A 14,681-nucleotide genomic window follows, 5' to 3' on the forward strand; every position below is an offset into this window, starting at 1 on the left:
CCAAACCTGGCGACCCCAACGTGAAGGGGCTCCGCTGCCGCCGCCTGAGGAGAAAATTAGAAATGACCTTCGTCGTCACCGACAACTGCATCAAGTGCAAGTACACCGACTGCGTAGAAGTCTGTCCGGTGGACTGCTTTTACGAAGGCCCGAACTTCCTGGTGATTCACCCGGATGAGTGCATCGACTGCGCACTGTGCGAACCGGAATGCCCGGCCGTGGCCATTTTCTCTGAAGATGAAGTCCCGGAAGACATGCAGGAATTCATCCAGCTGAACGTTGATCTGGCCGAGATCTGGCCAAACATAACCGAGAAGAAAGAATCGTTGCCCGATGCCGAAGAGTGGGATGGCGTCAAAGGCAAGATCAAGGATCTCGAACGCTGATTGCGCCGCGTTCTCGAAGAAGGCCCCTCGCGGGCCTTTTTTGTTTTTGCAGGATCAAACGACTTTTCTGCAGGCGAAAAAAAGGGGCGGTTTGACCCGCCCACATTTCGTCCTTATTCCCTTTAATCCTTTTCATCGTCCTGATGAATTGCGTCCTGCAATGTCCTTTCCCCTCATCCTTGAAGGGTGTGTCTGTCCGTCGACACAGTTCAGATACTAGAGAAATCCCTGACATCGGCAACCGGCCTGCGCAGCTGGCTGGGGCTGTCATATGAGCTTAATAAAAAGAAATATCCTTTATTTACAGATAGTTAAAGGCCAACACCCAACAAAAGCGCCAACTGCCAACCTGTAAAAATAACGAACACTTACGAGAGAGTAAGCGAAGTCTTACAGCACGAGTCTACGATCCAGAGTTTTCTGGCGGGCAACAAAAAGCCCCGAACCAGTCGGGGCTTTTCATTGCCAGTGAATGAACGCTTTATTGGAACAGCGACTCACTCGACAGGCCGTTCTTCTCGAGAATCTCGCGAAGTCGCTTGAGGCCTTCAACCTGGATTTGCCTGACCCGCTCCCGGGTGAGACCGATTTCCAGGCCCACGTCTTCAAGCGTGCTGCTCTCGTGACCGCGCAGGCCGAAGCGGCGAATGACCACCTCGCGTTGCTTGTCGGTCAGCTCCGAAAGCCACTGATCAATGCTCTGGGACAGGTCATCGTCCTGCAGCAGTTCGCATGGATCGGTCGGGCGATCGTCAGTAAGGGTGTCCAGCAGGGTTTTATCCGAATCCGGACCCAGCGAGACGTCGACCGAAGAAACCCGCTCGTTCAAGCCCAGCATGCGCTTGACCTCGCCCACTGGTTTCTCCAGCAGGTTGGCGATTTCTTCGGGTGAGGGTTCGTGATCGAGCTTTTGCGTCAGCTCGCGTGCAGCCCGCAGGTACACGTTGAGTTCCTTGACCACATGAATCGGCAGCCGGATGGTCCGGGTCTGATTCATGATCGCGCGCTCGATGGTTTGACGAATCCACCAGGTTGCGTAGGTCGAGAAGCGGAAGCCGCGTTCAGGGTCGAATTTCTCTACTGCGCGGATCAGACCGAGGTTGCCCTCTTCGATCAGGTCCAGCAGCGACAAGCCGCGATTGACGTAACGTCGGGCGATTTTCACCACCAGCCGCAAGTTGCTTTCAATCATGCGTTTGCGCCCAGCCGGATCGCCACTTTGCGACAAACGCGCAAAATGCACTTCTTCTTCCGGGGATAGCAGAGGGGAAAAGCCGATTTCATTGAGATACAGCTGCGTAGCATCGAGTGCTCGTGTGTAGTCGATGTACTTGTGCTGCTTTAGCGAAGCGGAGTGTTTGGATTTAGTACGAACGGAAGGTGGAGCTGCCCCTTCATCGTCCGACATCGATTCCGTGGCGATGCCGGTCTCCACAAGGAGAACCTCATCGTCGATGTCAAACTCCGGCACTTCTTTACTGAGAGCCATTGTTATAGTCCTTTGGTGAGTTCGACCTCAAGCTCAAGCGGCGCCTTTATCCTTGGCAGCGCTGAAGCCTGTCCCCTCTACGTGACGGAACAGGCTGACAACAAATCAACGACGCGGCAGGAATTGCAGCGGATCTACAGGTTTACCTTGGCGGCGAATCTCAAAATGCAGTTTCACCCGGTCTGTGCCCGTTGACCCCATTTCGGCAATTGTCTGCCCGACTTTGACCTGCTGTCCCTCCCGAACCAAAAGCCTGCGGTTATGTCCGTAGGCACTGACGTAGGTATCGCTGTGTTTGATGATGACTAATTCGCCGTAGCCCCTTAAGCCACTCCCGGCGTATACCACCGTCCCATCAGACGCAGCTAAAACAGGCTGTCCCAAATCCCCGGCGATATCAATTCCTTTATTCAAACTACCGTTTGAAGAGAATTTACCAATCAATATGCCATTAGATGGCCATCCCCAGCCGGTCGGGGCTGGGCCCGCTGGAGGTAGTGGAGCAAGCGGAACCTTGCTCGCGACGGACGGTGCAACCACCGCTGTGCTGGTCGTTGCGCCATTCGGCTGGCGGCGGATTACCGTGGTTTTCAACGTCGAGGAAGGCGTTGAAGTGGACGAGCTCGACACCGTCGGCGGCGTTGAACCGGCGCGACCGTCAAAGCGAATTGTCTGACCCGGATGGATCGTATACGGCGTAGGAATATTGTTCCGTGCGGCGAGGGCTTTGTAGTCCCAGCCGTAGCGAAAAGCGATCGAGAACAAGGTGTCTTTTGGTCGAACGACATATTGGCCGGTGGTCACTGCCGGACGCTGGTTGACCGATTTGTTGCGATCGACCACGCCCACGGTGCTCGACTTGGTGCTGGAGCAACCGACCAGCAACGTGCTCAAGACAAGGCCAGTCACCAGGCGCTGAAAGCTTGCTGTACCCATACGCTGCGCAATGACTGTGAGACTCACCCGCCGCTCCCTTTGTGGTGGCTGAAAATATGGATTGCCGTATTTCGGCACGAAATGTCGCAAGTATAACGGGCGATGCAGGCTTTACCTTTAATGAAGCGAATTCACCGCTCGCACACGTTTGCTGCCCGCCGATGAATCCCGTTTAAACAAACGTCGCCGCTGTAAGACACGGCCGATCTGTGAGAATTCAGCGCCGCCGAACAAATGCTCAGGCCAGCGGCCCGTTGAGCAGTGGCACAAAGCGCACCGCCCCCAGCACACGTCTGGAAAAGCCCTGTTCTTCACGGATGATCAGCATCAATTGCTGGACCTCGCCGGACCCGACCGGGATCACCAGGCGCCCGCCCGGAGCCAATTGATCGAGCAACGCTTGCGGCACATCAGTGGCAACGGCGGTGACGATAATGCCGTTGTACGGCGCAAGTGCCGGCCAGCCTTCCCAACCATCGCCCCAGCGGAATACCACGTTGCGCAGGTTGAGTTCGACCAGACGTTCCTTGGCTCGATCCTGCAAAACCTTGATGCGCTCCACCGAGAACACCCGCTCAACCAGTTGCGACAACACAGCAGTCTGATAACCCGAACCGGTGCCGATCTCCATGACCTTGTCCAGCGGACCGGCCTCCAGCAGCAGCTCGCTCATGCGCGCCACCATATAAGGCTGGGAAATGGTCTGGTTGTTGCCGATCGGCAGCGCGGTGTCTTCGTAAGCGCGGTGCGCCAAGGCTTCGTCAACGAACAGATGACGAGGCGTGCGGCGGATGACTTCCAGCACTTTGGCGTTGCAAATGCCCTCTTCGTACAACCGCTGAATCAAGCGCTCGCGAGTACGTTGCGAGGTCATGCCGATGCCGCGACGGAGCATATCGTCTTGTTCACGACCCATTAGTGCAGCCCCTCCAGCCAGCCATCGAGACTTCTGAAGGCATCATTGAAGGTGCGATCCAGTTGTAGTGGAGTGATTGAAACATAGCCCTGCATCACCGCATGAAAGTCGGTGCCCGGGCCGCCATCCTCGGCGTCGCCGGCCGCGGCAATCCAGTAACCGGACTTGCCGCGCGGGTCGACCACTTTCATCGGCGCGGCAGCGCGGGCGCGGTGCCCGAGGCGGGTCAGCTGAATGCCGCGGATGTGGTCCAGCGGCAGGTTGGGAATGTTCACGTTGAGTACCGTGCGCGGTGGCAATTGGAGGTCGGCGTGAGCCTCGACCAGTTTGCGCGCAAAGTAAGCGGCTGTGGGAAGGTTCTCCACTTGCCGTGAGACCAGCGAAAAGGCAAACGCAGGACGTTCGAGGAAGCGCCCTTCGAGGGCCGCCGCCACCGTGCCGGAATACAACACGTCGTCACCGAGGTTGGCGCCGAGGTTGATCCCCGAAACCACCATGTCCGGACGTCGCTCCAGCAGGCCATTGAGGCCCAGGTGCACGCAATCGGTCGGTGTGCCATTCAGGCTGATAAAGCCGTTGGCGAGGGTTTGCGGGTGCAACGGACGGTCGAGCGTCAGCGAACTGCTGGCGCCGCTTTTGTCCTGGTCCGGGGCGATAACCACGCACTCGGTGAAATCCGCCAGCGCAGCATAAAGCGCGGCGAGACCGGGTGCGGTTACCCCATCGTCGTTAGAAATCAGAATACGCATGGGCTGTCCGTCTGCCCCACCGGCACCAGATCGACGAGTTCGCGCACCAATACGGTGGCGAAGCATCCGGCCGGCAGGACGAATTCCAGTTGCAGAATGTCAGGCTCGGGATAATGCCACGTCAACCCAGCAATGGGCAGCCGCAGGATGCGGCGTTCGTGACTCATACCGGCGTTAATCAACCAGTCGCGCAAGTCTGCTTCGCGGTTGGCGATTGCCTGCTCCAGTTCATGGACAGCGCCCGTCGTCGGCGAGTCACCTTCGCCCCATTGCGGGCCAGTCGGGTGCAGGTCAAGAATCGCCAGGCGCGGATCGCTGCATTCAGCCTCACCCGCCGGAAAGAAACTGCGGCTGTCGGTGAAGGCCAGCAGATCGCCGACCTGCGCACGCTGCCAGCTACCGTCGGCAACCCGCGCCGCCAACACTTGGTTGAAGAGAAAACTGCGTGCCGTGGACAACAGACGCGAACGCACATTGCGCTGTTCCGGCAACGCTTTGCGCGCCGCCCAGGCACGCGCATCAACGACGTTGCCGCCGTCAAAACCAAAGCGCTGGGCGCCGAAATAATTGGGAATACCCTGCTTGGCGATCAATTGCAGACGCTCTTCGATCGCCGCTTTGTCGCCGGCAAATTGCGTCAGGCGCAACGTGAAACCGTTGGCCGAATGGGCACCGCGTTGCAGTTTGCGTTTATGCCGACCGGTCTTGAGGATCTTCAACGTGTCGTTTTCAGCCGCCGACAGATCCGGGTCAGCCTTGCCCGGCAGTTGCACGCTGAACCACTGGCGCGTCAATGCCTGACGGTCCTTGAGCCCCGCGTAACTGACGGTGCGCAACGGCACGCCGGCAGCCTTGGCAATTCGCCGGGCCGCTTCTTCAGTGTTCAAACCGCGTTTTTCCACCCAGATCCATAGGTGTTCGCCGTCGCCACTCAGGGGAATATCGAGGACTTCATCGACCTGGAAATCTTCCGCCGTGGCTTTCAGCACGGCGCTGCCGAGGGCATCACCATACGCACGCGGGCCGAGCAATTGCGCTTCGTTCATGCGCGCAGCAACAAGGCAACGGAATGCACGGCGATGCCTTCTTCGCGACCGACGAAGCCGAGCTTCTCGGTGGTGGTAGCTTTCACGTTCACTTGATCCAACTCAACTTGAAGATCCGCGGCAATCAGCGCGCGCATCGATTCGATATGCGGGGCCATTTTCGGTGCCTGGGCGACGATGGTGTTATCGACATTGCCGATTTTCCAGCCCTTGGCGTGGATCAGCGCGACCACGTGACGCAACAGCGCGCGGCTGTCGGCGCCCTTGAAGGTCGGGTCGGTGTCCGGGAAATGTTTGCCGATATCGCCCAACGCAGCCGCGCCGAGCAAGGCATCGCTCAAGGCGTGCAGCAGGACGTCACCGTCGGAATGAGCGAGCAGCCCGAAGCTGTGTGCAATGCGCACGCCGCCCAGAGTAATGAAATCGCCTTCAGCGAAACGGTGCACATCATAGCCGTGGCCAATACGCATAAAAAAACGCCCCGATTTTTGTCAGGGCGTGATTCTACCCGCATTACTCGGCTAGGGCGCGTGCGTGATGCTGTAAGTGGTCGTCAATGAAGCTGGCGATGAAGAAATAGCTGTGGTCGTAGCCCGGTTGCAGGCGCAACGTCAGCGGGTGGCCGGCAAGTTTCGCGGCATGCTGCAGGGCTTCAGGCTTGAGTTGAGTGGCGAGAAAATCGTCGCGATCGCCCTGATCGACCAGCAACGGCAGCTTCTCGTCGGCCTCGGCGATCAGCGCGCAGGCATCCCATTCACGCCACTTTGAACGGTCCTCGCCCAAGTAGCGGGAGAAGGCCTTTTGACCCCACGGGCAATCCATCGGGTTGTTGATCGGCGAGAACGCCGACACTGACTGATAACGCCCGGGATTGCGCAATGCACAGACCAGCGCACCGTGGCCACCCATGGAATGGCCGCTGATGCCGCGCTTGGTCGATGCCGGGAAATGCGCTTCGACCAGTGCCGGCAATTCCTGCACCACGTAATCATGCATCCGATAGTGCCGCGACCAGGGTTCCTGTGTGGCATTCAGGTAAAAACCGGCACCGAGGCCGAAATCCCAGGCGCCATCCGGATCGCCCGGCACATCGGCGCCGCGCGGGCTGGTGTCCGGCGCAACAATGATCAGCCCGAGCTCGGCGGCCATGCGCATCGCGCCAGCCTTGTGCATGAAGTTTTCGTCGGTGCAGGTCAAACCGGACAACCAGTACAGCACCGGCAACTTGCCGCCCTGCTCCGCTTGCGGCGGCAGGTATACGGCAAACACCATGTCACAACCGAGCACATCGGAACGGTGCCGATAACGCTTGTGCCAGCCGCCGAAGCTTTTCTGGCAAGAGATGTTTTCCAGGCTCACGGGAATCCTCCCAACTGCACGCCACCCGCCTCAAGCTGCAAGTCGAGGCGCGCTCGCTTGCAGCTTATGGCGGGAGGCCTGTCGCTGTTTCTTAGAAATGGATGACGGTACGGATGCTCTTGCCTTCGTGCATCAGGTCGAACGCCTTGTTGATATCTTCCAGGCCCATGGTGTGGGTGATGAAAGTATCCAGAGGAATCTCGCCGGTTTCGGCCATTTCGACATAGCTCGGCAACTCGGTACGACCGCGCACGCCACCGAACGCCGACCCGCGCCAGACGCGCCCAGTGACCAGTTGGAATGGACGCGTGGCGATTTCCTGGCCAGCACCGGCGACACCGATGATCACCGATTCGCCCCAACCCTTGTGGCAGCACTCAAGGGCTGCACGCATCAGTTGCACGTTGCCGATGCATTCGAAGGAGAAGTCGACGCCGCCATCGGTCATGTCGACGATGACTTCCTGGATCGGACGATCGAAGTCTTTCGGGTTGACGCAATCGGTTGCACCCAATTGCTTGGCGATTTCGAATTTCTCCGGGTTGATGTCGATCGCGATAATCCGCCCGGCCTTGGCTTTGGCAGCGCCGATGACTGCCGACAAGCCAATGCCGCCGAGGCCAAAAATAGCCACGGTATCACCCGGTTTGACCTTGGCGGTATTGAGCACGGCGCCGATGCCGGTGGTGACACCGCAGCCGAGCAAGCAGACTTTTTCCAGTGGCGCTTCTTTTGGAATCTTGGCAACGGAGATTTCCGGGAGCACGGTGTACTCGGAGAAGGTCGAGGTGCCCATGTAGTGGAAAATCGGCTGACCCTTGTAGGAAAAGCGCGTGGTGCCATCCGGCATCAGGCCTTTGCCCTGGGTCGAGCGAATCGCTTGGCACAGGTTGGTTTTGCCCGACAGGCAGAATTTGCACTGGCGGCATTCCGGGGTGTACAGCGGAATCACATGATCGCCCACCGCAACCGAGGTCACGCCTTCGCCGATGGCTTCAACCACGGCACCACCTTCGTGGCCGAGGATCGACGGGAAGATGCCTTCCGGGTCGGCGCCGGACAAGGTGTAAGCGTCGGTGTGGCAAACTCCGGAAGCCACGACGCGAAGCAGAACTTCACCGGCCTTCGGCATGGCGACATCGACTTCAACGATCTCGAGGGGTTTCTTCGCCTCGAAGGCTACGGCGGCGCGCGACTTGATCATGCTGACTCTCCAGAGAATCCAATGAATATAAAAACAAGAACAGGAGTGTAATACATGGCCGAACGATGAATAATCGGGCCAAATGCAAAATATTATTGCTGTACAGGGATAATCAACGATGTCTGAAAACCGTTGGGAAGGGATCGACGAATTTGTCGCCGTTGCCGAATGCAGCCAGTTCACCGCTGCGGCGGAACGTCTTGGGGTTTCTTCCTCGCATGTCAGTCGACAAATCGTACGTCTGGAAGAACGACTTCAGACGCGATTGCTGTATCGCAGCACGCGCCGAGTGACGCTGACTGAAGCCGGGCAAACCTTCCTGCAACATTGCCAGCGTTTGCAGGATGGCCGCGAAGAAGCGCTGCGTGCAGTCGGCGATCTGACCAGCGAACCCAAAGGCATGTTGCGCATGACTTGCGCGGTGGCTTACGGCGAGCGCTTTATCGTGCCGCTGGTGACACGGTTCATGGCGCTGTATCCGCAACTGCGGATTGACATCGAGCTGAGCAATCGCCAACTCGATCTGGTGCATGAAGGCCTCGATCTGGCGATCCGCCTCGGTCGCTTGCAGGACTCACGACTGGTGGCCGCACGCCTGGCGCCGCGCCGCATGTACTTGTGCGCGTCACCGTCCTACGTGGAACGGTATGGTCGCCCACACAGCTTGTCGGAATTGAGTCGGCACAATTGCCTGATCGGCAGTTCGGATCTGTGGCAACTGGAACAGAACGGCCGCGAATTTTCCCAGCGTGTGCAGGGCAACTGGCGTTGCAACAGTGGGCAAGCGGTATTGGATGCGGCGCTATTAGGCGTGGGGTTGTGTCAGTTGCCGGATTATTACGTGCTGGAGCATCTGAAAAGCGGCGAATTGATTTCGTTACTGGAAGCGCATCAACCGCCGAATACCGCGGTGTGGGCGCTGTATCCACAGCAACGGCATCTGTCGCCGAAGGTTAGGAAGTTGGTGGATTATTTGAAGGAAGGGTTGGCTGAGCGGCCGGAGTATCGGGTCTGAGTGATGTGTTGACCGAACCACCGCCATCGCGAGCAAGCTCGCTCCCACAGGGGTTATGCGTCGAACTCAAATCCACTGTGGGAGCGAGCTTGCTCGCGATGGCGGCAGGCCAGTCAACAAAAAACTCAGCGGCGATTAGCCCAACGTAACCGCAACCATTCCAGATCTTCCGGCCGCGTAACCTTGAGGTTATCCGAGCGCCCTTCAATCAAGCGTGGCGCCAGACCCGCCCACTCCATCGCCGACGCTTCGTCAGTGATAACGGCATCCGCCACCAGACTGTCAGCCAACGCCCGATGCAGCGCGCCGAGGCGAAACATCTGCGGCGTATACGCTTGCCAGATCACACTGCGATCCACGGTTTCAACCACGCGCCCGTGCTTGTCGACGCGTTTCAGCGTGTCCCGCGCCGGCACTGCGAGCAAGCCACCGACCGCATCATCGGCCAGTTCACCGAGCAATTTGTCCAGGTCATCGCGCGCCAGATTGGGCCGCGCGGCGTCGTGCACCAACACCCAGTCTTCTTCGTCGGCACCCAACGCGTGCAAATGCAGCAAGGCATTAAGCACCGAAGCGGAACGCTCGGCGCCGCCGTCGACGCGCTGAATCCGCGCATCGCCAGCACAGGCCAGGTTTGGCCAATAAGGATCATCAACAGCAAGACTGACCACCAGGCCTTTCAGGCAAGGATGGTCAAGGAAACAGCCGAGGCTGTGTTCGAGAATTGTTCGGCCGCCCAGTTGCAGGTATTGCTTGGGACGGTCCGCAGCCATTCGGGCACCGACGCCCGCGGCAGGAATCACGGCCCAGAAGGCCGGTAACGACTGGATCATTGAGCCAACTGGTAAAGGGTTTCACCGTCCTTGACCATACCCAGCTCATGACGAGCCCGCTCTTCAACGGTCTCCATGCCTTTCTTCAACTCACTGACTTCGGCGTCCATCACCCGATTGCGCTCCAGCAAGCCTTCGTTCTCAGCGTGTTGATCTGCGATCTGCTGAGTCAGCTCGGCCACTTGCGCCAGGCTGCCATTTCCCACCCACAGGCGATATTGCAGGCCAGCCAGCAGCAGGAGCAAGACGAGGAACAACCAATTGGGACTGCGCATCGAATATCAGGTATCCAGTGAAAAAAGACAGCCATGCCAAAACTATGAAGCTTCTGATAGCACGAAGCCTGGAAGACCCAGGCTTGTGCTCTTGAGACATCAGATTAGTGGCAAATCCATCGCTGTCGCGACTTATTTCGACACAATCCGACACCTTTTTACTGTGTAGCGCTTTTTACCACGTACAGCTTAACCGCGGAATTCGCTGCGACCGTTGTACTTGGCTTTGCCATTCAACTGCTCTTCGATACGCAGCAGTTGGTTGTACTTGGACACGCGATCGGAACGGCACAACGAACCGGTCTTGATCTGGCCAGCCGCAGTGCCCACGGCCAGGTCGGCGATGGTCGAATCTTCGGTTTCGCCGGAGCGGTGCGAGATCACGGCGGTGTAACCGGCAGCCTTGGCCATCTGGATGGCTTCCAGGGTTTCGGTCAGAGTGCCGATCTGGTTGAACTTGATCAGGATCGAGTTGGCGATCTTTTTATCGATGCCTTCCTTGAGGATCTTGGTGTTGGTCACGAACAGGTCGTCGCCTACCAGTTGGGTCTTCTCGCCGATCTTGTCGGTGAGGATCTTCCAGCCAGCCCAGTCGGACTCGTCCAGGCCATCTTCGATCGAGATGATCGGATAACGTTCGGTCAAGCCTTTCAGGTAATCAGCGAAACCTTCAGCGGTGAACACCTGGCCTTCGCCGGACAGGTTGTATTTGCCGTCTTCGTAGAATTCGCTGGCCGCGCAGTCCAGTGCCAGGGTCACGTCGGTGCCCAGCTTGTAACCGGCGTTGGCCACGGCTTCGGAGATCACTTTCAAAGCGTCTTCGTTGGACGCCAGGTTCGGCGCGAAACCACCTTCGTCACCGACTGCAGTGCTCAGGCCACGGGCCTTCAGCACAGCTTTCAAGTGATGGAAAATCTCGGTGCCCATGCGCAGACCTTCCGAGAAAGACTTGGCGCCAACCGGCTGAACCATGAATTCCTGGATGTCGACGTTGTTATCGGCGTGTTCGCCACCGTTGATGATGTTCATCATCGGCACCGGCATCGAGTAAACACCCGGCGTGCCGTTCAGGTTGGCGATGTGAGCGTACAGCGGCAGGTCCTGGTCCTGTGCTGCTGCCTTGGCCGCGGCCAGGGAAACGGCGAGGATCGCGTTGGCGCCCAGGGAACCTTTGTTTTCAGTGCCGTCGAGCTTGATCATCGCGTGATCGAGGGCTTTCTGGTCGCTTGGATCGGTACCCAACAGCAGGTCACGAATCGGACCGTTGATGTTGGCTACGGCTTTGAGTACACCTTTGCCCAGGTAACGGCTCTTGTCGCCATCACGCAGCTCGAGTGCTTCACGCGAGCCAGTGGAAGCACCGGACGGCGCGCAAGCGCTACCGATGATGCCGTTATCGAGAAGCACGTCCGCTTCGACGGTGGGATTGCCACGGGAGTCGAGAACTTCACGACCTTTGATGTCGACGATTTTTGCCATTGTTGTAAACACTCCAAAGTTGACGAAAACGACGCAGCTAGAGGAAATCTTTTACCGTCGGCAAGTGATGTACAGCGGGCAGTCTTGCGGACGATAAGGCTCAGGCCCGAGGGCCTGAACATTAAATCGTGCGGTACTTTACCGGAGAAAAGAGGTTTACGCGGTTTCTACCGTCGGAAAACTCTTAACCAGTTCGTCCAACGCTTTGAGCTGGGCCAGGAATGGCTCCAGTTTGTCCAGGCGCAAGGCGCAAGGGCCGTCGCATTTGGCGTTATCCGGGTCCGGGTGGGCTTCGAGGAACAGACCCGCCAGCGACTGGCTGATGCCGGCCTTGGCCAGATCGGTGACCTGGGCGCGACGCCCGCCGGCGGAATCGGAACGACCACCAGGCATTTGCAGCGCGTGAGTCACGTCGAAGAACACCGGGTATTCGAACTGCTTCATGATGCCGAAGCCGAGCATGTCGACGACCAGATTGTTGTAGCCGAAGCTCGAACCGCGTTCGCAGAGGATCAACTGATCGTTACCCGCTTCCACGCACTTGCTCAGGATGTGTTTCATCTCGTGCGGCGCAAGGAATTGGGCTTTCTTGATGTTGATCACCGCGCCAGTCTTGGCCATCGCGACCACGAGGTCGGTCTGGCGCGACAGGAAGGCCGGCAACTGAATGATGTCGCAGACTTCAGCGACGACCGCAGCCTGCTCAGGCTCGTGGACGTCGGTGATGATCGGCACGCCGAAGGCTTGCTTGATGTCCTGGAAAATGCGCATGCCCTCTTCCAGGCCGGGGCCACGGTAAGAGGTCACGGAGGAACGGTTAGCCTTGTCGAAACTGGCCTTGAACACGTAAGGGATACCGAGTTTCTCGGTAACCTTTACGTACTCTTCGCAGACCTGCATCGCCATGTCGCGGCTTTCCAGCACGTTCATGCCACCGAAAAGCACCATTGGCTTGTCGTTGGCAATCTCGATATCGCCTACACGGATGATCTTCTGCGCCATTGGAATCAAGCCTTCTTCTGGTGTTGAGTCAACGCTGCTTTAACGAAACCGGTGAACAACGGGTGACCGTCGCGCGGTGTCGAGGTGAACTCCGGGTGGAACTGGCAAGCGACGAACCAAGGATGATCCGGTGCTTCGACCACTTCAACCAACGCGCCATCACCGGAGCGACCGGATATTTTCAGGCCGGCTTCCATGATTTGCGGCAGCAGGTTGTTGTTCACTTCGTAACGATGACGGTGACGTTCGACGATCACGTCTTTGGCGTAGCAATCGTGAACCAGCGAACCCGGCTCCAGCAGGCAATCCTGTGCGCCGAGACGCATGGTGCCGCCAAGATCAGACGCTTCGGTACGGGTTTCGACCGCGCCGGTGGCATCTTCCCACTCGGTGATCAGGCCCACGACCGGGTGACCGCTGGCGCGATCGAACTCGGTGGAGTTGGCGTCTTTCCAGCCCAGCACGTTACGTGCGAACTCGATGACCGCCACTTGCATGCCGAGGCAGATGCCGAGGTACGGAACCTTGTTTTCGCGAGCGTATTGCACGGCGGTGATCTTGCCCTCCACGCCGCGCAGACCGAAGCCGCCCGGAACGAGGATCGCGTCGACACCTTCGAGCAGCGCGGTGCCCTGGTTTTCGATGTCTTCGGAATCGATGTAGCGCAGGTTGACCTTGGTGCGGTTGCTGATGCCGGCGTGACTCATCGCTTCGATCAGCGACTTGTAGGCGTCCAGCAGCTCCATGTACTTGCCGACCATGGCGATGGTGACTTCGTGCTCAGGGTTGAGCTTGGCGTCGACCACGGCTTCCCACTCGGACAGATCGGCGCCGCCACATTGCAGGCCGAAACGCTCGACAACAAAATCGTCCAGGCCTTGCGAGTGCAGAATGCCCGGGATCTTGTAGATGGTGTCGGCGTCTTCCAGCGCAATCACCGCACGTTCTTCAACGTTGGTGAACTGGGCGATCTTGCGACGCGACGAGATGTCGATCGGGTGATCGGAGCGGCACACCAGCACGTCAGGTTGCAGGCCGATGGAACGCAGTTCCTTGACCGAGTGCTGGGTTGGTTTGGTTTTGGTTTCACCGGCAGTGGCGATGTACGGCACCAGCGTCAGGTGCATCAGCATCGCGCGCTTGGCGCCGACTTCGAAACGCAATTGACGAATGGCTTCGAGGAACGGTTGCGACTCGATGTCACCGACGGTGCCACCGATCTCGACCATCGCCACGTCAGCATCGCCGGCACCCTTGATGATGCGGCGCTTGATTTCGTCGGTGATGTGCGGGATCACCTGAATGGTCGCGCCCAGGTAATCACCACGGCGCTCTTTGCGCAGCACGTGTTCGTAGACACGGCCAGTGGTGAAGTTGTTGTTCTGGGTCATGGTCGTGCGGATGAACCGCTCGTAGTGGCCCAGGTCCAGGTCGGTCTCGGCGCCGTCGTGAGTGACGAACACTTCACCGTGCTGGAACGGGCTCATGGTGCCCGGGTCAACGTTGATGTACGGGTCCAGCTTCAGCATGGTGACCTTAAGTCCCCGCGCCTCCAGGATGGCCGCCAATGAAGCCGAGGCAATGCCTTTCCCCAATGAAGAAACAACACCGCCCGTGACGAATATGTAGCGCGTCATGAAAAACCCTAGAAGTCTGCGTTAAAGCGGTCCGAGCCGCCGGGGAAAGCGAAGGAAGGCCGAAGCCCCCGATCACCTGCATTAATCACAGTGCACCTTTCAAAAAAACCGCCGCGTTGTGACAGACCGGGAGATGAAACTCCGGTGCGTTGCTCGCTACACATTTTTTGGAATCGCCCAGCAAAGACTGCTTGGTAATCGGCAACTCCTGCAATTCAGGCGAATCCACAGAAGTTGTATCAAGAAGGGAGCGTAGTCTACCGGAAAGCCCCTATCAGCTCAAACCTTGATCTTCGCTCGGCGGCTGCCAATGTAAATTCCAGCCCTCGCCCGCCTCCCCGTTCAACCCCCGCAA

At 58.3% G+C, this 14,681-nt stretch carries 15 protein-coding genes; 2 read left to right on the forward strand and 13 right to left on the reverse strand.

From position 1 onward, the window contains the following. Positions 1–62: 62 nt before the first annotated feature. Positions 63–386 carry a ferredoxin FdxA gene (gene fdxA / locus BI292_RS08915; protein ID WP_064393166.1) on the forward strand — a complete coding sequence of 108 codons (324 nt, stop codon included), beginning with the start codon at positions 63–65 and terminating at the stop codon, positions 384–386. A 481-nt stretch (positions 387–867) separates the two neighbouring features. Here fdxA and rpoS read toward each other — a convergent pair whose 3' ends face one another. The 8 genes from rpoS to BI292_RS08955 form a co-directional block, all read right to left on the reverse strand. Further along, positions 868–1,875: an RNA polymerase sigma factor RpoS gene (gene rpoS, locus BI292_RS08920; RefSeq protein ID WP_101207655.1), complete on the reverse strand. Its 1,008-nt coding sequence runs from the start codon at positions 1,873–1,875 to the stop codon at positions 868–870. 105 nt (positions 1,876–1,980) lie between these two features. Further along, complete coding sequence (locus tag BI292_RS08925) at positions 1,981–2,838, reverse strand: peptidoglycan DD-metalloendopeptidase family protein (protein ID WP_092272381.1); 858 nt, start codon at positions 2,836–2,838, stop codon at positions 1,981–1,983. Positions 2,839–3,049: 211 nt separating this feature from the next. Then, entirely contained in the window at positions 3,050–3,685 is a 636-nt protein-coding gene (locus tag BI292_RS08930) for a protein-L-isoaspartate(D-aspartate) O-methyltransferase (RefSeq protein WP_177327881.1), read from the reverse strand. Between the two features lie 41 nt (positions 3,686–3,726). Then, positions 3,727–4,476 carry a 5'/3'-nucleotidase SurE gene (surE, locus tag BI292_RS08935; RefSeq protein ID WP_101207656.1) on the reverse strand — a complete coding sequence of 250 codons (750 nt, stop codon included), beginning with the start codon at positions 4,474–4,476 and terminating at the stop codon, positions 3,727–3,729. Next, on the reverse strand, positions 4,464–5,522 hold the full coding sequence (truD, locus tag BI292_RS08940) for a tRNA pseudouridine(13) synthase TruD (protein WP_101207657.1): 1,059 nt from the start codon (positions 5,520–5,522) through the stop codon (positions 4,464–4,466). Before truD ends, surE begins: the two co-directional genes overlap by 13 nt. Further along, positions 5,519–5,992 carry a 2-C-methyl-D-erythritol 2,4-cyclodiphosphate synthase gene (gene ispF / locus BI292_RS08945; RefSeq protein ID WP_092272393.1) on the reverse strand — a complete coding sequence of 158 codons (474 nt, stop codon included), beginning with the start codon at positions 5,990–5,992 and terminating at the stop codon, positions 5,519–5,521. Before ispF ends, truD begins: the two co-directional genes overlap by 4 nt. Before the next feature lie 43 nt (positions 5,993–6,035). Next, positions 6,036–6,881, reverse strand: coding sequence for an S-formylglutathione hydrolase (gene fghA / locus BI292_RS08950; RefSeq protein ID WP_101207658.1), 846 nt, complete (start codon positions 6,879–6,881; stop codon positions 6,036–6,038). Between the two features lie 91 nt (positions 6,882–6,972). Continuing rightward, positions 6,973–8,085 carry an S-(hydroxymethyl)glutathione dehydrogenase/class III alcohol dehydrogenase gene (locus tag BI292_RS08955; protein ID WP_092272399.1) on the reverse strand — a complete coding sequence of 371 codons (1,113 nt, stop codon included), beginning with the start codon at positions 8,083–8,085 and terminating at the stop codon, positions 6,973–6,975. Between the two features lie 118 nt (positions 8,086–8,203). Here BI292_RS08955 and BI292_RS08960 point away from each other — a divergent pair, with 118 nt between their 5' ends. After that, positions 8,204–9,100, forward strand: a complete 897-nt coding sequence (locus tag BI292_RS08960) for a LysR substrate-binding domain-containing protein (protein ID WP_092272403.1) — start codon at positions 8,204–8,206, stop codon at positions 9,098–9,100. Positions 9,101–9,225: 125 nt separating this feature from the next. On the opposite strand, the gene ispD is transcribed toward BI292_RS08960, so the two are convergent. The 5 genes from ispD to BI292_RS08985 form a co-directional block, all read right to left on the reverse strand. Beyond that, a complete protein-coding gene (ispD, locus tag BI292_RS08965; RefSeq protein WP_101207659.1) occupies positions 9,226–9,933 on the reverse strand; it encodes a 2-C-methyl-D-erythritol 4-phosphate cytidylyltransferase in 708 nt (235 codons plus the stop codon). Then, positions 9,930–10,208 (reverse strand): cell division protein FtsB, encoded by a 279-nt coding sequence (gene ftsB / locus BI292_RS08970; RefSeq protein ID WP_008028992.1) that lies wholly within the window; start codon positions 10,206–10,208, stop codon positions 9,930–9,932. The genes ispD and ftsB overlap by 4 nt, the downstream gene beginning before the upstream one ends. A 189-nt stretch (positions 10,209–10,397) precedes the next feature. Continuing rightward, the gene (gene eno / locus BI292_RS08975; RefSeq protein WP_010462792.1) at positions 10,398–11,687 is read right to left on the reverse strand and encodes a phosphopyruvate hydratase; all 1,290 of its coding nucleotides are present in this window, start codon (positions 11,685–11,687) and stop codon (positions 10,398–10,400) included. Between the two features lie 156 nt (positions 11,688–11,843). Beyond that, positions 11,844–12,689, reverse strand: a complete 846-nt coding sequence (gene kdsA, locus BI292_RS08980) for a 3-deoxy-8-phosphooctulonate synthase (RefSeq protein WP_092272409.1) — start codon at positions 12,687–12,689, stop codon at positions 11,844–11,846. A 5-nt stretch (positions 12,690–12,694) separates the two neighbouring features. Then, positions 12,695–14,326, reverse strand: coding sequence for a CTP synthase (locus BI292_RS08985; RefSeq protein WP_092272412.1), 1,632 nt, complete (start codon positions 14,324–14,326; stop codon positions 12,695–12,697). Positions 14,327–14,681: the final 355 nt, after the last annotated feature.

Origin of the sequence: Pseudomonas sp. 43NM1, assembly GCF_002836905.1 — a bacterium.
Lineage (GTDB): Bacteria > Pseudomonadota > Gammaproteobacteria > Pseudomonadales > Pseudomonadaceae > Aquipseudomonas > Aquipseudomonas prosekii.